The sequence below is a fragment of the Pontibacter qinzhouensis genome (genome assembly GCF_008017455.1).
Classification (GTDB): Bacteria; Bacteroidota; Bacteroidia; order Cytophagales; family Hymenobacteraceae; genus Pontibacter; species Pontibacter qinzhouensis.
Genome location: NZ_VRTY01000010.1, coordinates 45,320 through 64,565, shown reverse-complemented (window position 1 = coordinate 64,565; position 19,246 = coordinate 45,320). Strand labels below are relative to the sequence as shown.

The following is a 19,246-nucleotide window of genomic DNA, read 5'->3' as shown; positions in this document are numbered from 1 at the left end:
TGGCTCTTTCTATTACTACTTTTTATTCTTCTATAATAACACAGCGGTTATCGAGCAGGTCTTGCTCCACTGTTTTGAACTTCACGTCTTTTACCACACGGCCATCGCGGTACTGCACGCTTACACGATCGTTACGCCCTGCCACTCGTTGTGAGTGCGCTGGCATTACTTTCTGTGGCTCAGGAGCTTGCATAGAAGTAGAACCATCGCTGCCTTCTAACGACGAATGTACTTCCTGCTTCTGCTCCTGCAGCACAGGTGCTTTAGGCTGAAGAGGTATACGCGGCACCTGCACCTGCTCTGGCGCCTGAATTGGAATGAAGGCGTGGAACAGGAACGAAACGGTTTCTTCGTTTACCTTGCCGATCATGCGTTTAAACAGTTCAAACGACTCGAACTTGTAAATCAACAGCGGGTCCTTCTGCTCGTATACGGCGTTTTGTACCGTCTGCTTCAGGTCGTCCATCTGGCGCAGGTGGTCGGTCCAGGCCTGGTCTATGGTGCCTAGCGTAATAATCTTCTCCATGGCCCGGATAAGTTCCGAACCATGCGACTCATACGTTTTGGTCAGGTTTGCTACGGCTGCCAGCTGGCGTTTGCCATCGGTAAACGGCACGGCTACGTTTTCGATCATTGGTCCGCGGTTCTGATGAATGTCGGTAATGATCGGGTAGGCCTGCTCCGCTATCTGCTTGTTCTTGGTGCGGTAATGGCTCAGAGCCTCGTTGTATAAACGCTCGGCAAGTTTGTTCGCTTGCGTTGCTTTAAAGTCATCTTCGGTAATGCCCGTATTGTATCCAAAAATACGGATAATGCTCAGCTCGAAGTTCTCGTAATCGACGGTGTTTTTGAAGTTTACCACCAGGTCTTCGCTGATATCGTAGATCATGTTCCAGATATCAAGTTCCAGGCGTTCACCATAAAGAGCATTTCTACGGCGCTTGTATACCACCTCCCGCTGGGCGTTCATTACGTCGTCGTACTCCAGCAGGCGCTTACGTTGGCCAAAGTTGTTTTCTTCTACCTTCTTCTGCGCACGTTCAATAGAGTTCGTGATCATGGAATGCTGGATAACTTCACCTTCTTCGAGACCCATCCGGTCCATGAGGCGGGCAATACGGTCGGAGCCGAACAGGCGCATCAGGTTATCTTCTAAGCTCACAAAGAACTGCGACGTACCCGGGTCACCCTGGCGACCGGCACGACCACGCAACTGACGGTCTACACGGCGGGACTCGTGGCGTTCTGTACCCACAATGGCCAGACCACCTGCAGCCTTAGACTCTGGTGCCAGCTTAATGTCGGTACCACGACCGGCCATGTTCGTAGCGATGGTTACGGTGCCAGGCTTACCAGCTTCGGCTACAATTTCAGCTTCCTTCTGGTGCATTTTGGCGTTGAGTACCTGGTGCTTTATCTTGCGCAGCGTGAGCATACGGCTCAACAACTCCGAAATCTCTACTGAGGTGGTACCCACCAATACCGGACGGCCTTTCTCTGTTAGCTCTACTATTTCGTCGGCTACGGCATTATATTTCTCACGCGTGGTTTTGTATACTTTGTCGTGCTCATCTTTTCTGGAAATTGGGCGGTTGGTAGGAATAACTACCACATCCAGTTTGTAGATGTCCCAGAACTCACCGGCCTCTGTTTCGGCAGTACCAGTCATACCGGCCAGTTTGTGGTACATTCTGAAGTAGTTCTGCAGCGTAACGGTGGCGTAGGTTTGGGTAGCATCTTCTACCTTCACGTTCTCTTTCGCCTCTATGGCCTGGTGCAGACCATCGGAGTAACGACGGCCTTCCATTACACGGCCTGTCTGCTCATCCACAATTTTAACTTTGTGGTCGGGCGTAACAATGTATTCGGTATCTTTCTCGAAAAGGGTATACGCCTTCAGTAACTGGTTAATGGTGTGTACACGCTTCGTTTTTTCCTGGAAGTCGGCAATCAGCTTTTCTTTGGCGTGCAGCTGTTCTTCTTCGGTCAGGGTTTTGTTATTCTCGATGTTGGCGATTTCCATGCCGATATCTGGCAGAATAAACAGGTGCGGATCTTCGCCCTGGCCTGTAATCAGGTCGATGCCTTTTTCGGTCAGCTCTATCTGGTTGTGCTTCTCATCGATGGTGAAGTACAGCGGCTCATCTGCTTCCGGCATCATGCGGGAGTTGTCCTGCAGGTAGTGGTTTTCTACTTTCTGCATAATGGCCCGGTTCCCCATCTCACTCAGGAACTTGATCAGGGGCTTACTCTTAGGCAAACCACGGTAAGCTCTGAAAAGCGAAAGACCGCCATCCTGGGTATTTCCTTCTTTGATCAGGCGCTTGGCTTCTGTCAGGAAGTTGTTTATGACTTTGCGTTGCGCCTCTACCAGCATGGCAATGCGTGGTTTCAGTTGGTAGAACTCGTGCTCATCGCCGCGTGGCACAGGGCCGGAAATAATAAGCGGTGTACGGGCATCGTCAATCAACACGGAGTCAACCTCATCGACCATGGCATAATGGTGCTTGCGCTGTACCAGGTCCTGCGGCTCCCTCGACATGTTGTCGCGGAGGTAGTCGAAGCCGAACTCGTTGTTGGTGCCGTAGGTAATGTCGGCTCGGTAGGCGTTGCGTCGGGCTTCGGAGTTAGGCTGGTGCTTGTCGATGCAGTCGATGGTGAGGCCGTGGAATTCGAACAACGGCGCCATCCATTCTGAGTCGCGTTTGGCAAGGTAGTCGTTAACAGTTACGACGTGCACACCACGTTTGGCAAGCGCATTGAGGAAGGCAGGCAGCGTGGCCACCAATGTTTTACCCTCACCAGTGGCCATCTCAGATATTTTACCCTGGTGCAGCACTACGCCACCAATCAGCTGCACGTCGTAGTGGAGCATGTCCCAGGTTACTTCGTTGCCGGCTGCCAGCCATTTGTTTGCCCAAATAGCCTTGTCGCCTTCTATCACAACGTTTGGTTTGCGGGCTGCTATGGTTCTGTCCATATCAGTGGCGGTTACCACTAACTGTTTGTTATCCTTCAGGCGGCGCGCTGTTTCTTTTACAATGGCAAAACCGGCTGGCAGCACTTCCAGGAGCACTACTTCCAGCTCTTTGTTGCGCTTCTTCTCCAGCTCATCAATCTCTGAGAAGATGTTTTCTTTCTGCACAATATCCAGCTGCGGCTCATCGGCCACACGCTTGTGCAAGCCGGCAATCTGATCATCGATCGGCTTTAAGCGCTCATCGATGGTGCCCTTTACCTCGGTTGTTCTCAGGCGTAGCTGGTCATCTGTGAGGCTGGCCAGTTTGGCGTACTCTGCGTTTATCCTGGCAACGTAGGGTACCACCTCTTTTATATCTCTGTCGGACTTTGTTCCGAATAGTTTCGCAACGGTTTTACCGAAAAAATCAAGCATTCTATAGGAGTATTTAAATGAATATCTTTAACCGCAATATCGTCAAAAATAAGGTGTTTTTCTGATATATCTTACTATCAGTACGAAAACAATACCAACTTGAGATTTAAACTGATATCTGTCAGATTTTCCGAAAGACAAAACCCTGCTTGTTTTTCATTTGCAGCAGCTTGCCTCTCTCCTGACAATATTGGTAACAAGGGGCAATGTGGCAGAAGTTCTTTTTGAGAGAGATTTATGTTTGGCTGGTTGGGTTGGAGGTTAGATACCCTTGGCTGAAAGGAAGGCAAATACCCTTTGGAAGGACGTTTTTATTAGAATAATTTGTTTTCTACCGAAGTCGGCAACCTAACCTATTCTTAAACCTTGTGCTGAAAAGTCTTGTGTCTCTTCTACAGCAGCTTCTGAAAATCAACAACATCCTGCCAACCAGTTGGGGTTCGCAGCCACTGTCTTCGCACACCGATTTCTGCAAAACCTGCTTTCTGAAAAAGGTGCAGGCTTGCCTCGTTATCGGCCGTAACAGAGCAATAGACCTGGTGAAGCTGCAAAATCTGTCTGCCATATTCTAATAGTACCTGCAGTGCCTCCGCAGCATAACCTTTGCCTCGTTCGGGTCCGGCAATTACAATACCTATCCCGGCTCGTTGGTGTAGCGGTTCAAAATCGAAAAGATCAATAGCGCCTACAGCCTTATGGTTGTGGGTGCAGATAACAAGGCGCAGTTGCTTTACGGTGAAAATATCGAGCGCGGCATTTTCGAGGTACTGCTCCAGCACAAACCTGGAGTACGGCATAAGTGTGTTGCCTACCTGCCACACCCTGGTATCGTTTTCGAGGGTGTATAAAAAATCCAGATCGACAGGTTCTAAAGCGCGGAGGTACGTGTGGTCTGACTTCAGTAACATATCGATCTGGGTTAAGTATTGGTTAGAGAGCTACCGTACCCGTAAACACCTGCTTAGCCGGCCCGATTAATTTTATGTGGTGAAAATTGTCGTCTTCGTGCTGAAACCTCACTTCCAGGTCTCCGCCAAGGGTTTTGATTTTTACCGGTCCGCTTATGCCCCGCAAACCTGCCACCAAAGCACAAGCCGTTACGCCAGTTCCACAAGAAAGTGTTTCGTCTTCCACGCCACGCTCGTAGGTGCGCACAAAAAACTCATTTCCTGATAGCTGCTGAATAAAGTTCACATTAGTTCCGACCTCAGCAAAACGCTCGTTATACCGAATAGCTTTTCCTTCTTTGTACACATCCAGCGCCTGCACATCGTCTACGAACCGTACATAATGCGGCGAACCGGTGTTCAGGTAATAATCATCCCCGATTTTCTCTACGCCATGTACATCGTTCATCTTCAGGTGTATCAGGTCGCGCTCTACGCTGGCCTGGTGCTCGCCGTCTGCAGCCAGGAAACAGGCCACATCCTCAATTACGCCCAGGTGGCGGGCAAAGCGAACGGTGCAGCGGGCACCGTTGCCACACATAGAGCCTATGCGGCCATCGGCGTTGTAATACACCATTTCGAAGTCGTAGGCGGAGTGGTCCTGCAACAGGATCAGGCCATCGGCCCCAACACCCATGCGGCGGTCGCACAGGCGCTTCACCAGTTGCTCATCATCTGCAGGGAAATTGTGTTTCCGGTTGTCGACCATCACGAAGTCGTTGCCCGTGCCCTGGTATTTAAAAAAGCTTATTGCCATGTATCTGTAACAATTAAAACAGCTCTAACGTGCATTTTTTCAGGTTAGCAGTAATAGTAGTACTTTTACCGAATAGTACACACTGTCAGAAATAATTCACAAAGATATGTATTCCTTTTTAACATCCGAAAACTGGCCTGATTACGAATTAGTAGACTCCGGAAACTTCGAGAAACTGGAGCGCTTCGGCAGCTATTATGTGGCGCGCCCCGAGCCGCAGGCCATCTGGGACAAGCACCTGCCGGAGCAGGAGTGGCAACGCATGGCACAAGCCGTTTTTAAGCGCGACAAAGGCAGCTCCGAAAAAGGCCAGTGGCAGCTGAAAAAAGGAATGCCGGAACAGTGGCACATCAATTACCGGTACAAAGACATGCAGCTGCGTTTCCGGCTGGGGCTCTCGTCGTTTAAGCATGTGGGGCTATTCCCGGAGCAGGATGCTAACTGGCAGTTTATTTACGACACCACCCGCAACCTGAAAACTAAGCCGCCGAAGGTACTGAACATGTTTGCCTACACCGGTGCCGCCTCGCTGGCAGCCAAAGCAGCCGGAGCCGATATTACGCACCTCGACTCTATAAAGCAGGTGAACTTCTGGGCCCGCGACAACATGGAAGCCAGCAACCTCGACAACATTCGCTGGATTGTGGAAGATGCCATGAAATTTGCCCGGCGTGAGGTGAAGCGCGGCAACACCTACAACGGCATTATATTAGACCCGCCCGCCTATGGCCGAGGCCCGAACGGCGAAAAGTGGCAGCTGGAAGACGAACTGAACGAACTCATAAAGCTCTGCCACCAGATGCTCGACAAAACCGATTATTTCCTGCTCATCAACCTCTACTCCCTCGGCTTCTCGGCCCTGATTTTGGAGAACCTGATGCACCAGACTTTTGGAGCGCAAATTAAAAACGAAGAGTTAGGCGAAATTTACCTGCAGGACAAAGGCGAGCGGAAGCTGCCGCTGGGGACGTTTTTCAGGTTTAAATCCTGAATTATATTTTAGATGCTAGATAGTAGATTTTAGACACGAGTGTTGTAGAAAGGTCTATTGTCGTGACTAACCCTTGGCTGGTTTTGCCCACTTTTTCTTTGGAAGGCCTTTTTCATTGGAATAATCCGGCGTTGCCCCGGCAAATACTATTTTATGTTACAGAGGCTTTCTAAATACTCTCTTTCGCTCAACCACTTATTCACTCATTCACTCATTCCGGAAATGGACAAAAGAATAGCTCTCATCGATATGGGCACGAATACATTTCACCTGCAGATAACGGAAGTTGGTGCAGCTGGCGCTTTAACAGACCTGGTGAAGATAAAGGTGCCGGTGCGGCTGGGGCAGGGCGGCATCAGCAGCGGTGCTATTGCGCCTGCGGCCTATGCACGTGCTTTAGATACGCTACAGGATTTCAGGAGGCAGATGGAGGAGCACCAGGTGCGCGTGGTACGGGCCATGGCGACCAGCATGGTGCGCAACGCGGCCAACGGCGAAGCTTTTGTGCAGGACATTCTGCAGCAGACCGGCATACAGGTGGAGGTAATAGATGGCGATCGGGAAGCAGAACTGATTTACTACGGCGTAAGAGCGGCCGGTGTGCTGGATGAGGCAACCTCGCTGGTTATAGACATAGGCGGCGGCAGTGTGGAGTTCATCATCTGCAACGTGCACCAGATCTTCTGGAAAAAAAGCTTTGAAATCGGAGCACAGCGCCTCATGGACAAGTTCTTTCAGCAGGACCCGATTTCGGCTAACAGTATAGCAGCAGAAAAGGCTTTTCTGCAGGAAAAACTGCAGCCACTCTCTGAGGCCATTGCCATACATCGGCCAACGGTATTAGTCGGCTCTTCCGGCACCTTCGACACCCTTTGCGACATAGATGCCCAAAGCAAAGGCAACACCTGGCGCAAAGAAGCTTCTCCCCCACCCGCATCTGCGCTGGCTGTAGCAGATTTCTACCAGATTTACCACCAACTTCTCACTAAGAACCACACCCAACGCCTGGCCATACCCGGCATGCTGGAGATGCGCGTCGATATGATTGTAGTAGCCGGCATTGTCATAGATTTTGTGCTGCAACAATACCAGCTGAACGAAATTCGCGTATCGGCCTACGCGCTGAAGGAAGGGGTGCTGGATTTAATTTTGAGTGAGTGAATTTTGAATGTGCGTAAAAAACATTCACTCATTTACTCATTCATTCACTCAAAATTCAACCCTTCGCCAGCCGCTTCCGCTCCTTTTCGTAGGCTTTGCTGAGGTGGTTCAGCTTTTTGTGGTTTTGAGTATGTTGAGCTGCAGCCAGTTTGGTGTTTTCCTGCACACTTAGTTGCACGTCTTTCTGAGCTAACTGCAGGCCGAGTTGCTGCTGCAGCTTTTTGGTTTTGCCTTTGCCGTAGCCTTTGTCCAGGAGCGATGTCAGTAACTGAATACTTACGGCCTCCTCTCCCTTAGCAGCGAAATAATTTGCAACAGAAGCTGTGAACGGTTGCTTGGTGCTGTTGCGGGCAAAGCTGAGCAACGAGGTATGGTTTAAGCCGAAACGCTTTATCTCGTTTGCCAGGTAAAATTTCTCGGCGTCATTGTAACGCTGAATAGCTTCTGTGTACCTGCTGCTGGCTACAAAACGGTTAATATCTTCCTGCATCTGCTGATACCGAACGGCTGCCGCAATTTCTTCGCGGCCATCTTTTGCTGAGTACGAAGCGATGCCACACGACAGGTTTCCTTCGGCAGCTTTAAGAGCTGCTACATAAGCCTGGTCGGCTGCCAGATATTTTCTATCGCGCACCAGTTCTTTTGCCCGCTGTATGTGCCCATCATAAGCTGTCTGGCTGTTTATGCACTCTTGTGTAGAAATACGGTCGCGGAGCTGCTTGTACTTATTCTGTACTTCTGCATCGTGCTCCAGGGCGTAGCGTGCCTGCATGGCAACGGCAGCTGAGGCTACAGCGCGGGCATCTCCCAGCCTGTTGTTCACAGCCTGCTCATAGCCTTGGTTCAGGTTTGCCAATAGCACCGGTTTGGCCGCCTGCTGTGCCAGCTGCCCCAACTCCTGCACCCGCTGAAAGCTAAAGCGCTGCTCCATTGCCAGTGCCTCTTCGAACTGGCTCAGGGCATTACCAAAGTTGCGCTCTTTCAGGTAGGTTTTGCCTTTATCGATGTAGAGCACGTAGTACTGATACTTTACCTGACTTTGCAACTCCAGTGCCTCCTGTGCATCGTGCAGCACAAAGTCGTACTGTCGCTGAAAAGCCATAGCTTCCCCTGCCACACGTTCTGCTGCAACCAGGTTGTTACCGGCCAATAAGCGCCTGCCTTCGTCTACTATATTTCTGTAAGCACCATACACGGCGCGTCCTTCGCCATCGTTAAGGGCAGGCAAATTGCAGCGCAGGCCTCCTATGGTGCTGCACATGGCCCGGGCATTAGCATAAGCAGCCATGGCATTCCGGTAATCGCCACGGCTGGTGAGGTGGTTGCCTTCGTTTATGTAGGTGCTGTAGATGTCGTGGGCCAGGCCTAGCGCCAGTTGCTGTGTCTGAGGATCGATGCGCATCTGCGTGAGCAGGTCCTTGGTTCTGACGGTAGCTTCTGGCAAGTATCCATTCAGGAAATCGATGCGTGCCAGCTCCAGGTGCGAAGGTGCGAATTTGGGGTTTACCTCTACCGACTTCAGAAAATACTCCTGCGCGGCTCTTCTGTTGCCGGTGCTCAGGAAGCTTACGCCACGGTTATAGAATTGCTCATCCAGGGTAGCGATGGCAAAGGCGACGGCTTTCCTGAAGTCCTGCATCTGTCGCTCCAGCTGGTTCAGGCGGGAGCCCAGGCGTTGCGGATCGTTCTTTTTCAGGATGAGGTCTTTGTAAAACGGAGCTGCCTTCAGCTTCGCAAATGTCTGCTCTACCTCCTTCAGGTTGCGGTCGTGGTGCATAATGCGGTCCACATCGTTTGGCTGAATACGACCCAGGTTTTGAATAGCAGCACTGATGGTCACGTCTGCGGTATAATACTCGTTAATCAGGTTTAGCCGCTCCTGCACACGCATCAGGTTGGAGCCAGTGTAGTGCAATTCCTTTCCTTCTACCACCAGTTTGTAGTTGCCATCTGCTATGGTATCCGGAACCATTACATCGAGCAGCACAACTTCCTTTTTGTTCAGGCTCGCACTTTCGCTGTACGTTTTCAGCACCTGTTGCCCCTGCAGCAGCTTTATGTTATAGCTAAGTTTTTCAGGATGCAGCACTTCTTCCAGATCGAACCCTTTGTAAAGTATATCTCCCGTTACAGAAAACTTATTGAGCACCACCTTTAGCTGTAGCTTATCGCCCTGTTGCGAAATGCGTGCCTGCTGCACGAAGCGCACCACAAACTCTGGCGAGCGGTTTGGCCTGCCGCCGGTTTGGGTGGTTACATTGCCTTGCAGAAGGCTGATAATGCTATTGATGTTTTGCTGGCTTGGAATGCCGGTGGTTCCTTTCTTAATGAGGTAGGCTTCCGGCAATGTTTCATCGAAGGCCAGTTTGGTCTGTGCCTGCACCAGCAGTGCAACCAGAAATAGCCAGGTCAGGAGTAGTATTTGTTTCATGGTAGTGGAGTTTGAAGGTAAATCTGCCATACTCAAGCCTTGACCGTAAAATGGGCTAATAGCTTTTGGAGGGCATTTTCATTTAAATAATTCCTCCCGTACCGGCCATTTAGTTTTTGAACTTAAAGTATGTAGCCAAAGACAAAATCTGTTCCAGATTCGACGCCTTCTTTAAAAGCATAGTAGAAAGCAGATATTATTAGAGGAACAGGCAATTTCCATCGACTAACCCGAAGATCTTGCTGCACCTGCAGAATGGGTGGGAATAATTCTTAATTTGCAAACCGAAATACACCGATTTACGCTCTATGTTTTCATACCGACAATTATTCGATTTTACTCAGGAAGTATTTATAAAGATGGGCTGCCCGCCTGATGATGCAAAACTAGCCACCGAAGTGCTATTAGAGGCTGACCTGAGAGGCGTTGACTCACATGGCGTAGCACGACTCAGCGGCTATGTAAGGTTGTGGGAGGCTGGCCGCATTAATGTAAAGCCTAACATCCGGATTGTACATGAAACGCCAAGCACTGCCACCATAGATGGCGATGCAGGACTTGGGCTGGTAGTGGCCCCGCGTGCCATGGACATTGCCATTGCAAAAGCAGAACGTGTAGGTACTGGCTGGGTATCGGTTAAGAACTCGAACCACTACGGCATTGCCGGCTACCACGCCATGCAGGCCCTTGCCCGCGATATGATTGGCATATCGATGACAAATGCCTCGCCGCTGGTGGCACCTACTTTTTCTACGGAACGCATGCTGGGTACGAACCCTATTGCCGTGGCCATACCTACAGGGCATCAACCACCGTTTGTTGCCGACCTTGCCACAGCAGCGGCCGCTAATGGTAAACTCGAGATTTTGCAACGCAAAGAAAAGAAAGCGCCTACCGGCTGGATTCAGACGAGCACAGGAGAAGGCACCAGAGACGCACACGCTTTAAAGGAAGGTGGCGCCCTATTACCGCTCGGCAGCGACAGGCTACATGGCAGCCACAAGGGTTACGCCTTGTCGTCGGTGGTCGATATATTTTCGGCAGTTTTATCGGGGGCGAATTATGGGCCATGGGTGCCGCCATTTGTAAGCTTCCTGCCAGTGGCAGAAAACCTGGTTGGGGAAGGAATAGGCCATTTTATGGGTGCTATGCGGGTAGATGCTTTCCGGCCTGCCGACGAATTTAAGCAGCACATGGATAACTGGATCGCCACTTTCCGGAACGCCAAAGTGAAAAAGGGCCAGAAAGCAGTTTTGATACCAGGCGACCCGGAACGCGAAATTACAGCTACTCGCCTGAAAAAAGGTATACCATTACTGGCCCCTGTGCAGCGCGACCTGGAAGAACTGGGGAAAAGGTTCAGTGTGCAATTTTAAGCTACACGGATGGCAACAGGCACAACAACAGCTAAACTCCTGCGCGGGCTCGGGCTAAATTCAACAAATCGCAGCATTTTTATGCTCGTGCTGGTATGGCTCCTGAACGTCGCCTGGCTGGGCATTAATTATTTCTGGCGCATTGCCTCGCTGCAGGTACTGGTGGGGGTGCAAATTTTATTGTTGGTATACGGTGCTATGGCGCTGGTTGCCTATGTGTACTGGGGCCTGAAACAGGTGCGCGAGCAGGATGCTCCGTATTCAGGTGTGCTGGTAGGCGTTATTGTAGCCATCACGCTTCTGTACTTTAACGTGAACCTCCTGCAGTATGTGCTGGCGCTGTTTTGAGTTTAATGCTTAAATTGCTGCCCTGCTTTTTAATTAATTTGGAAATTTGGAAATTTGAAGATGTGAAGATTTGGAAATGAATTACCAGAGTGCCTCCTCCCACTGAGCCTAGTGATACTCCAATTTAAGTTTTAGAAATTACGCTACCTGCAATAGTGCTTTAAAGCGGCCAGAGGCCAAGGAATAATCGGCACGAGCGAAGCCGCTCTCGCCAGCATAATTTCTAATCTCCAATTTCTAATTTTCATTTGGCGAAGCATTAAGTTTTGGTCTACGCCCAGTAAAGCAGCAGCTACCCTTGACTATTTTCTGGCTAAAATCCTTCTGAAGGCCATTTTCATTCGCATAATTTGTCAGGAACAGTAAAAAGAGATCAGCCCTGCCTGGATGTACCGAGCAGGGCTGATCTCTTTTTACTGCATTTCGTTTTCTGCTGCCTGTGTGGCGGCACTACAACTTCAGTAAATGCTATTCAATTTTTTTACCTGCCATTGCTTTTTTAATGGAGATTTGCATTACGCGTTCTGCAAACGGGCTTGTCTGCTCTTCCAGCACATCTACGGCGCGTAAAATGGTGTCTTTGTCGTTTGTAGGGAGCGCGTCTCTTAAGTTCTGCACGTTGGTTCTGGTCAGGCTGATTTCCTCTTCTGTCAGGTGCTCGCCATTTTTCTCCAGGAACCGCTCCACCTGGTACAGCATCTGCTCGGCTGTTGTGCGTGCCTCTATTACCATACGTGCCGATACGTCGTCGCGGGCGTGGGTAATGGAGTCCATCAGCATCTGCTCTACCTGCTCATCGGTGAGGCCGTACTGCGGTTTCACCTCTACTTCCTGCCGTGTACCAGACCGTAGCTCTACTGCTTCTACTTTCAGAATACCATCTGCATTCAGAATAAAGTTTACATCTACCTTAGGGAAACCAGCGGGCATGGCGGGTATACCTTTCAGGTCGAACTCGGCCAGTTTACGGTTTTCCTTTACCAGGTCGCGTTCGCCCTGGTACACCGAAATTTTCATGTTCACCTGCCCATCTATAGAAGTAGTGTATTGGCGGCCTGCTTTGGTGGGTATTTTAGAATTACGCGGAATGATGGAATCCATGAGGCCACCCATAGTCTCGATGCCGAGGGTTAAAGGTGTAACGTCGAGCAGCAGAACATCTTTGCGGTTACCAGCCAGAATATCGGCTTGTATGGCTGCTCCAAGTGCTACAACTTCATCGGGGTTTAGGGAGTTGTTGGCAGCCTTACCGAAAAACTCAGAAACCGACTCGTACACCAGCGGCACACGCGTAGAGCCTCCAACCATAATCACGGCGTTTATCTGCTCCAGCGTTAGCTTTGCATCGGCCATAGCCTGGCGGCAACTCTCGATGGTACGCGCTATAATGGGAGCAATCATCGTCTCGAAGGTGTGGCGCTCCAGATGGCAATTGATCTTGCCTGCAATGGTACCAATGTATACCTCCTGCGAGCTTAGGGCTTTTTTGGCTTCTTCGGCTTTCAGGCGCAGCTCCTGCGAGAGGTTCTTGTCTTCATTCACGGTATCGGCCAGCAACTGGTTTTCCTGAATCCAGTGGTTTATAATGGCGCGATCCATGTCGTCGCCGCCCAGGTAGGTGTCGCCGTGGGTGGAGAGCACTTCAAAAATGCCCTGATGAATGCTAAGAATGGAGATATCGAAGGTGCCGCCTCCAAGGTCGTACACTGCTATTGTCTTTTCTTCGGTTGGGTCTATGCCGATGCCGTAGGCCAGTGCCGCCGCTGTGGGCTCATTTACGATGCGCAGTACCTCCAGGCCTGCCAGCTTGCCGGCATCGCGGGTTGCCTGGCGCTGCGAGTCGTTAAAATAAGCAGGCACCGTAATTACGGCACGGTTTACAGGGGTTTTAAGCGAATGCTCCGCCCGCTCGCGCAGCTCTTTCAGTATTTCAGCCGAAAGCTCTATCGGTGAATAGAACCTGTCTCCTACCCTGATCTTTACCAGGCCCTCGCTATCGTCGTCGATAATTTTGTAGCCGAAGTAGTTTTTGTGCTCCCCAAGGTCTTTGTACGATTTTCCGAGCAAACGCTTTACGGAATAAATAGTGTTGGCCGGATCTGTTATAAGATAATCTTTTGCCTCGTTGCCCACTAACACCTCTCCGCTTTTCGGGAAGTGCACTACCGATGGCACGATGGTACCACGGCCCTGGTCGTTAATGGCGATTGCTTTTTTATCTTCGGGATGTATGTAGGCTACCAGGCTGTTGGTGGTACCTAAATCTATTCCTACAATTACCTCTTCCTGCTGAAGCGCTCCTGTAGAAAGGTTTATTGCTACTTTTGCCATAGTTTTGAATATATCGTTAACCGCCGCTATAAAAGCAGCAGTGCTAAGGCATAAAGTTACGAATAATTTGGGAAGTGGTATTGGGTAGGATTACTGCCAGAAATATGGGACTTCCCCACACCAGCTGATAGGTAATAGAACTTGCGAACTTTAAATTCTTCTAATGAAAACAGCCTTCCAAAACATTTTAGCGTCTGGGTATCCAAGGGTAGATGGGTGGCTGCATCAGGATTGCCAGGTTGAAAACGTTTAGTTCTCTCCATCAACATTTTGCCCGCTTCAGGATAACAATATTACTTGCAAACTATAAGCTACCAATCATCAGCAACCAAATTATTCAAATGAAAATGGCCTTCCAAAGGGATTTGGAGTTAAAACTGTCCAGGGTTGGCTTAGGATGCTACTCCTTTTTCTTAGGCACAATAATAAACACGTCTTCACCTGGGCGCTTCATCAGGTAATTTTCGCGGGCAAATTTTTCGAGCAGCTCCGGATTGCTCATAAGCTCCCGCCGGTCTTTTTCAACCTCTTCTATTTTATCGAGGTAATACTGCTTCTCCTCCTCTTTCTCGCTCAGCTGTTTGCTCATGCGGTACTGGGTAATAAAATCGTTTGAATCAAAAAAGAACATCCAAATCAGAAACAGTGCCGTGGTTACAAAATAGAAATTCCGGAAAAATTTTGGGATGTGCCTCTTCATAGCTCGCTCTTCAGTTGATACTTATACAAAAATAAGGCTGTGCGTTATATAACCCACAGCCTTACCCATATTTATTTTTAAGAAGTAGCGCTTAGAACTTCTTTCCAGGGAAATAAGCATTTTCGCCCAGTTCTTCCTCAATGCGAAGCAATTGGTTGTATTTCGCCATTCTGTCTGAACGGGAAGCTGAACCGGTTTTGATCTGACCAGTGTTCAGTGCCACAGCTAAGTCAGCAATGGTATTGTCTTCTGTTTCGCCGGAACGGTGGCTCATTACGCTCTTGTAACCATGGCGCACACCCAGGTTAATGGCGTTTATGGTTTCGGTAAGCGAACCGATCTGATTAACTTTAATCAGAATAGAGTTGGCAATTTTCTGATCGATACCTTGCTGCAGACGCGTAACGTTTGTTACAAAAAGGTCGTCGCCTACCAGCTGGCACTTATCACCGATGGCTTCTGTCTGCTCTTTCCAGCCTGCCCAGTCGTCTTCTGCCATACCGTCTTCTATCGAGATAATCGGGTATTTCTTCACCCAATCGGCCCAGAAGCTCACCATTTCAGAAGAAGTAAGCTTATCGCCTGTAGATTTCTTAAAGTGGTAATGGCCTGTTTCAGCGTTGTAGAACTCAGAGCTGGCAGCATCCATGGCAATCATGAAATCGTCTCCTGGCTTATAACCAGCAGTCTCAATTGCCTGGATAACTACTTTAATGGCATCTTCATTAGAAGCAATGTTAGGTGCAAAACCACCTTCGTCTCCTACGTTTGTAGAAAGCCCTTGCTTCTTCAATACGTTTTTAAGGTGATGGAATACCTCTGTGCCCATACGAAGTGCTTCGGAGAAAGAAGGAGCCCCCACAGGCATGATCATGAATTCCTGGAAATCGATCGAGTTGTCTGCGTGGCTACCGCCATTCAGGATGTTCATCATCGGTACAGGAAGGGTGTTGGCATTAACACCACCTACATAACGGTACAGCGGCATGTTAAGCTCTTGCGCAGCAGCACGTGCAGCCGCAAGCGAAACACCTAAAATAGCATTAGCACCTAAATTACCTTTGTTGGCAGTACCATCCAGCTCGATCATGATCTTGTCGAGCAGGTTTTGCTCATATACTGAGAATCCTACAAGTTCTTCGGCAATTTTATCGTTTACATTCTTAACAGCCTGCAGCACACCTTTGCCCATGTACTTGCTTTTGTCGTTGTCGCGAAGCTCAACGGCTTCGTGCACGCCCGTAGATGCACCAGAAGGAACAGCGGCACGCCCGAGCGCACCTGTTTCTGTTATTACATCTACTTCTACCGTAGGATTACCTCTTGAATCAAATATCTGTCTCGCTTTGATGTCAGTGATTAAGCTCATGGTTTACGTTGTTTTAGTTTTACTTATTTTGTTTGAGTAATTCAACAAAGTCATCGAAAAGATATTCTGAGTCGTGCGGACCAGGAGATGACTCAGGGTGATACTGCACCGAAAAGGCAGGTTTGCCTTTCATACGGATACCCTCGATGGTATTATCATTCAGGTTGATATGCGTAACTTCTACCAGCGGGTGGTTTTTAAGCGCCTCGCCATCTACCACAAACCCGTGGTTCTGAGAAGTAACTTCACAACGGCCTGTAATCAGGTTTTTGACCGGGTGGTTAAGACCACGGTGCCCATTATGCATTTTGTAAGTCGGAATATCGTTTGCCTGCGCCAGTACCTGGTGTCCTAAACAAATCCCGAATAAAGGTTTCTCGTCCTGTAGCATACGCTTTACACTCAAGACAGCTTCTGTGGTAGCAGCAGGATCACCGGGGCCGTTTGAAATAAAATAACCATCCGGATTCCACTTTTCCATTTCGTCGAAAGGCGTGTTGTAAGGGAAAACCTTTATCTCACAGCCCCGAGATACTAAGTTATTAATAATATTCTTTTTTATACCTAAGTCCAGAACCGCAACTCTATATTTTGCATTCTCAGGCTTCATCTCATAATTCTCAGTAGTACTTACATGAGACGAAAGCTCCAAACCCTCCATATTAGGCACCGCCGAAAGCTTTTCTTTCAGAACTTCTATATCGGTGGTGTCGGAAGAAATAATGGCGTTCATCGCCCCCTTGTCACGAATGTACCGCACAAGTGCCCGTGTATCAATTTCGCAAATACCAACTATACCAGCCTTTTCAAAATACTCTTGCAAGGAGCCTTCAGCGGTATTGCGCGAAAAGAAGTGAGAAAAATCTTTGCAGACGAGACCTTTGATTTGAATATTATCAGATTCCACTTCCTGCGGTTGAACACCATAATTACCCACATGCGAAACCGTGGTGATAACTATTTGCCCATAATAAGAGGGGTCAGTGAAAATTTCCTGATAACCGGTCATTCCGGTATTAAAGCACAACTCGCCTCCAGTTGTTCCTATAAGTCCCAGGCTTTTGCCGTTAAATACGGTTCCGTCTTCTAAAAGAAGAATTGCATCGGTGGTTGTTTGTTTCTTCATCTTAAATATTTAATGCAAAAATAAAAAAGGGACACGACTTACGCCGTGTCCCTTTCAAATTATTTATAAAAATGCTTATTCAGCATTTTTAGTTTCATCAGTAGTAGGAGAATCAACTTCTGGTGTAGAAGTAGCGTCAGCAGCAGGCGCTGTTGCATCAGCCTCTTTTTTCTTACCACCACGACGACGAGTTTTCTTGGCTCCACCAGCAGCTGCAGCAGAAGCAGCTAACATATCCTCGTTGAAGTCTACTAATTCGATCACACACATTTCTGCATTATCACCTAATCTGTAGCCTGTTTTAAGGATGCGGGTATACCCACCAGGTCTGGTTGCAATTTTCTCAGCTACTATATCAAAAAGTTCTTTCACCGACTCTTTGTCTTGCAGGTAAGCAAAAACAGTTCTACGAGAGTGAGTGGTATCGTTTTTAGATTTAGTAAGCAAAGGCTCCACATATTTACGAAGCGCCTTGGCTTTAGCTACTGTAGTAGATACACGCTTGTGCAGAATAAGGGAGGCTGCCATATTAGACAACATTGCCTTACGGTGTGAAGCGGTTCTTCCTAAGTGATTTATTTTTTTACCGTGTCTCATTGTTATAAGTTGTGCACGGGCATACCGTCGATCGACCTACATAAAGGGATCGGGAATTATGCCGTATGATTATTAATCTTCGTCTAATTTGTACTTAGAAAGGTCCATTCCAAAAGTCAAGCCCTTCTCCTGAACAAGGTTCTCTAATTCAGTTAATGACTTCTTACCAAAGTTACGGAATTTCATCATGTCAGAGATATCAAGCGTTACCAGATCACCGAGGGTTTTGATATCCGCAGCTTTCAGGCAGTTGTAAGCTCTAACAGACAAATCCATATCCTGAAGAGAAGTTTTAAGAACTTTGCGCATATGCAGCAGTTCTTCATCAACTACCTCTTCTTCCTCAGGTTTGGCAGTCTCGAATGTCATTGTATTATCAGAGAAGAGCATGAAGTGCTGGATCAAAATGTTCGCAGCGCCTTTTAATGCATCTTCCGGATGAATAGATCCATCAGTCTGGATATCGAGCACGAGTTTTTCGTAGTCAGTTTTCTGCTCCACACGCGTATTCTCAACGCTGAACTTGACGTTCTTAATAGGAGTAAAAATAGCGTCAATGGCAATTAATCCGAAAACCTGATCAGCTGGCTTGTTCTCATCAGCAGGTACGTAACCACGTCCTTTCTGAATAGTAAGCTCAACCTCTAAGGTCATGTTTTTATCGAGATTGCAAATTACAAGCTCAGGATTAAGAACTTCAAAGCTGGTAGAGAACTTATCGATATCACCAGCTGTGAAAGTGTCTTTGCCACTAATGGTTATAGTAATTTTATCGTCTACTATTTCGCCTACTTTCTTGAAGCGAACCATTTTCATATTAAGGATGATGTCAGATACATCCTCAACAACGCCTTCAACAGAAGAGAACTCATGCAGTACACCAGGTATGCGGATGCTCGTAACTGCATACCCTTCTAAGGAAGAGAGCAGGATTCTTCGCAAAGCATTACCGATGGTTACACCGTAACCTTTTTCAAGCGGCTTGAATTCAAATAAACCATGAAAGTCGTCGGCTTTTTCCATTACAACTTTCTCTGGCATTTGAAATGCTAATATTGACATACTTGCAGTGTTAAAGGTTAAAAATTGATTAAGCTGCTTACTTAGAGTAAAGCTCGACAATCAGCTGTTCCTGAATTTTCTCAGGGATTTGATCACGCTGAGGAGCAGTCACAAACTTTCCAGCCATTTGTGCACCGTCCCATTCTAACCAGCTAAATGCACGTGCATTACGTACTGTAAGGCTGGTAGTAATTGCCTCAAGAGACTTAGATTTCTCTCTTACAGCTACTACATCACCAACTTTTAAACTATAAGATGGAATGTTTACAATTTCACCGTTTACTGTAATGTGCTTGTGCAATACAAGCTGACGGGCAGAACGCCTTGTTGGAGCAATACCGAAACGGTAAACAGTGTTATCTAACCTTGATTCAAGTAAGATCAATAAGTTTTCACCAGTGATGCCACCTTTTCTATGAGCTTTGTCAAACAAGTTAGCAAACTGTTTTTCAAGCATCCCATATATATATTTAGCTTTCTGCTTCTCTGCTAACTGTACAGCATACTCAGATTGCTTTTTGCGACGTCCGCGACCATGTTGGCCAGGAGGGTAGCTTTTTTTCTTAAGTGCTTTGCTTGGGCCAAAAATCTCCTCATTGAATTTTCGGGAGATTTTGCTTTTAGGACCAGTATATCTTGCCATAATTAATTAAATC

The 19,246-nt window shown here is 48.1% G+C and carries 15 protein-coding genes; 4 read left to right on the top strand and 11 right to left on the bottom strand.

Translation table 11 applies throughout. The annotated features are described in order from the left end of the window. Positions 1-22: 22 nt before the first annotated feature. From secA to dapF, 3 genes are all read right to left on the bottom strand, one after another. Positions 23-3,394, bottom strand: coding sequence for a preprotein translocase subunit SecA (gene secA, locus FVR03_RS04235; protein WP_147920521.1), 3,372 nt, complete (start codon positions 3,392-3,394; stop codon positions 23-25). A gap of 392 nt (positions 3,395-3,786) precedes the next feature. Next, positions 3,787-4,302, bottom strand: coding sequence for a GNAT family N-acetyltransferase (locus tag FVR03_RS04230; protein ID WP_147920520.1), 516 nt, complete (start codon positions 4,300-4,302; stop codon positions 3,787-3,789). Between the two features lie 22 nt (positions 4,303-4,324). Then, on the bottom strand, positions 4,325-5,098 hold the full coding sequence (dapF, locus tag FVR03_RS04225; RefSeq protein ID WP_147920519.1) for a diaminopimelate epimerase: 774 nt from the start codon (positions 5,096-5,098) through the stop codon (positions 4,325-4,327). Between the two features lie 106 nt (positions 5,099-5,204). Here dapF and FVR03_RS04220 point away from each other — a divergent pair, with 106 nt between their 5' ends. Further along, positions 5,205-6,089 carry a class I SAM-dependent methyltransferase gene (locus FVR03_RS04220; protein ID WP_147920518.1) on the top strand — a complete coding sequence of 295 codons (885 nt, stop codon included), beginning with the start codon at positions 5,205-5,207 and terminating at the stop codon, positions 6,087-6,089. A gap of 222 nt (positions 6,090-6,311) precedes the next feature. Beyond that, positions 6,312-7,250 carry a Ppx/GppA phosphatase family protein gene (locus FVR03_RS04215; RefSeq protein ID WP_147920517.1) on the top strand — a complete coding sequence of 313 codons (939 nt, stop codon included), beginning with the start codon at positions 6,312-6,314 and terminating at the stop codon, positions 7,248-7,250. Between the two features lie 55 nt (positions 7,251-7,305). On the opposite strand, the gene FVR03_RS04210 is transcribed toward FVR03_RS04215, so the two are convergent. Then, positions 7,306-9,681, bottom strand: a complete 2,376-nt coding sequence (locus FVR03_RS04210; protein WP_255474049.1) for a hypothetical protein — start codon at positions 9,679-9,681, stop codon at positions 7,306-7,308. 308 nt (positions 9,682-9,989) lie between these two features. Between FVR03_RS04210 and FVR03_RS04205 the strand changes: the two genes are divergently transcribed. Together FVR03_RS04205 and FVR03_RS04200 are read left to right on the top strand one after the other, a co-directional pair. Beyond that, positions 9,990-11,057 (top strand): Ldh family oxidoreductase, encoded by a 1,068-nt coding sequence (locus FVR03_RS04205; RefSeq protein ID WP_147920516.1) that lies wholly within the window; start codon positions 9,990-9,992, stop codon positions 11,055-11,057. 9 nt (positions 11,058-11,066) lie between these two features. After that, entirely contained in the window at positions 11,067-11,405 is a 339-nt protein-coding gene (locus FVR03_RS04200; protein ID WP_147920515.1) for a hypothetical protein, read from the top strand. A 468-nt stretch (positions 11,406-11,873) separates the two neighbouring features. Here FVR03_RS04200 and hscA read toward each other — a convergent pair whose 3' ends face one another. The 7 genes from hscA to rpsD all read right to left on the bottom strand — a co-directional run bounded on the left by hscA (position 11,874) and on the right by rpsD (position 19,233). Continuing rightward, a complete protein-coding gene (gene hscA, locus FVR03_RS04195; RefSeq protein ID WP_147920514.1) occupies positions 11,874-13,736 on the bottom strand; it encodes a Fe-S protein assembly chaperone HscA in 1,863 nt (620 codons plus the stop codon). Positions 13,737-14,136: 400 nt separating this feature from the next. Next, complete coding sequence (locus FVR03_RS04190) at positions 14,137-14,436, bottom strand: FtsB family cell division protein (protein ID WP_147920513.1); 300 nt, start codon at positions 14,434-14,436, stop codon at positions 14,137-14,139. A 91-nt stretch (positions 14,437-14,527) separates the two neighbouring features. Further along, positions 14,528-15,805: a phosphopyruvate hydratase gene (gene eno / locus FVR03_RS04185; protein WP_147920512.1), complete on the bottom strand. Its 1,278-nt coding sequence runs from the start codon at positions 15,803-15,805 to the stop codon at positions 14,528-14,530. A gap of 19 nt (positions 15,806-15,824) precedes the next feature. Continuing rightward, on the bottom strand, positions 15,825-16,931 hold the full coding sequence (gene carA, locus FVR03_RS04180; protein WP_147920511.1) for a glutamine-hydrolyzing carbamoyl-phosphate synthase small subunit: 1,107 nt from the start codon (positions 16,929-16,931) through the stop codon (positions 15,825-15,827). 75 nt (positions 16,932-17,006) lie between these two features. Beyond that, positions 17,007-17,528 carry a 50S ribosomal protein L17 gene (gene rplQ / locus FVR03_RS04175; protein ID WP_147920510.1) on the bottom strand — a complete coding sequence of 174 codons (522 nt, stop codon included), beginning with the start codon at positions 17,526-17,528 and terminating at the stop codon, positions 17,007-17,009. Between the two features lie 72 nt (positions 17,529-17,600). After that, entirely contained in the window at positions 17,601-18,590 is a 990-nt protein-coding gene (locus FVR03_RS04170) for a DNA-directed RNA polymerase subunit alpha (RefSeq protein WP_147920509.1), read from the bottom strand. 37 nt (positions 18,591-18,627) lie between these two features. After that, positions 18,628-19,233, bottom strand: coding sequence for a 30S ribosomal protein S4 (gene rpsD / locus FVR03_RS04165; protein WP_147920508.1), 606 nt, complete (start codon positions 19,231-19,233; stop codon positions 18,628-18,630). Between the last annotated feature and the right edge of the window lie 13 nt (positions 19,234-19,246).

Excerpts from the sequence above, each read along its gene's own strand:
- FVR03_RS04230 (WP_147920520.1), bottom strand. The coding sequence starts at position 4,302 with ATGTTACTGAAGTCAGACCACACGTACCTCCGCGCTTTAGAACCTGTC.
- FVR03_RS04170 (WP_147920509.1), bottom strand. The coding sequence starts at position 18,590 with ATGTCAATATTAGCATTTCAAATGCCAGAGAAAGTTGTAATGGAAAAA.
- FVR03_RS04215 (WP_147920517.1), top strand. The coding sequence starts at position 6,312 with ATGGACAAAAGAATAGCTCTCATCGATATGGGCACGAATACATTTCAC.
- FVR03_RS04220 (WP_147920518.1), top strand. The coding sequence starts at position 5,205 with ATGTATTCCTTTTTAACATCCGAAAACTGGCCTGATTACGAATTAGTA.
- secA (WP_147920521.1), bottom strand. The coding sequence starts at position 3,394 with ATGCTTGATTTTTTCGGTAAAACCGTTGCGAAACTATTCGGAACAAAG.
- eno (WP_147920512.1), bottom strand. The coding sequence starts at position 15,805 with ATGAGCTTAATCACTGACATCAAAGCGAGACAGATATTTGATTCAAGA.
- FVR03_RS04205 (WP_147920516.1), top strand. The coding sequence starts at position 9,990 with ATGTTTTCATACCGACAATTATTCGATTTTACTCAGGAAGTATTTATA.
- FVR03_RS04190 (WP_147920513.1), bottom strand. The coding sequence starts at position 14,436 with ATGAAGAGGCACATCCCAAAATTTTTCCGGAATTTCTATTTTGTAACC.
- rplQ (WP_147920510.1), bottom strand. The coding sequence starts at position 17,528 with ATGAGACACGGTAAAAAAATAAATCACTTAGGAAGAACCGCTTCACAC.
- dapF (WP_147920519.1), bottom strand. The coding sequence starts at position 5,098 with ATGGCAATAAGCTTTTTTAAATACCAGGGCACGGGCAACGACTTCGTG.
- carA (WP_147920511.1), bottom strand. The coding sequence starts at position 16,931 with ATGAAGAAACAAACAACCACCGATGCAATTCTTCTTTTAGAAGACGGA.
- FVR03_RS04210 (WP_255474049.1), bottom strand. The coding sequence starts at position 9,681 with ATGAAACAAATACTACTCCTGACCTGGCTATTTCTGGTTGCACTGCTG.
- hscA (WP_147920514.1), bottom strand. The coding sequence starts at position 13,736 with ATGGCAAAAGTAGCAATAAACCTTTCTACAGGAGCGCTTCAGCAGGAA.
- rpsD (WP_147920508.1), bottom strand. The coding sequence starts at position 19,233 with ATGGCAAGATATACTGGTCCTAAAAGCAAAATCTCCCGAAAATTCAAT.
- FVR03_RS04200 (WP_147920515.1), top strand. The coding sequence starts at position 11,067 with ATGGCAACAGGCACAACAACAGCTAAACTCCTGCGCGGGCTCGGGCTA.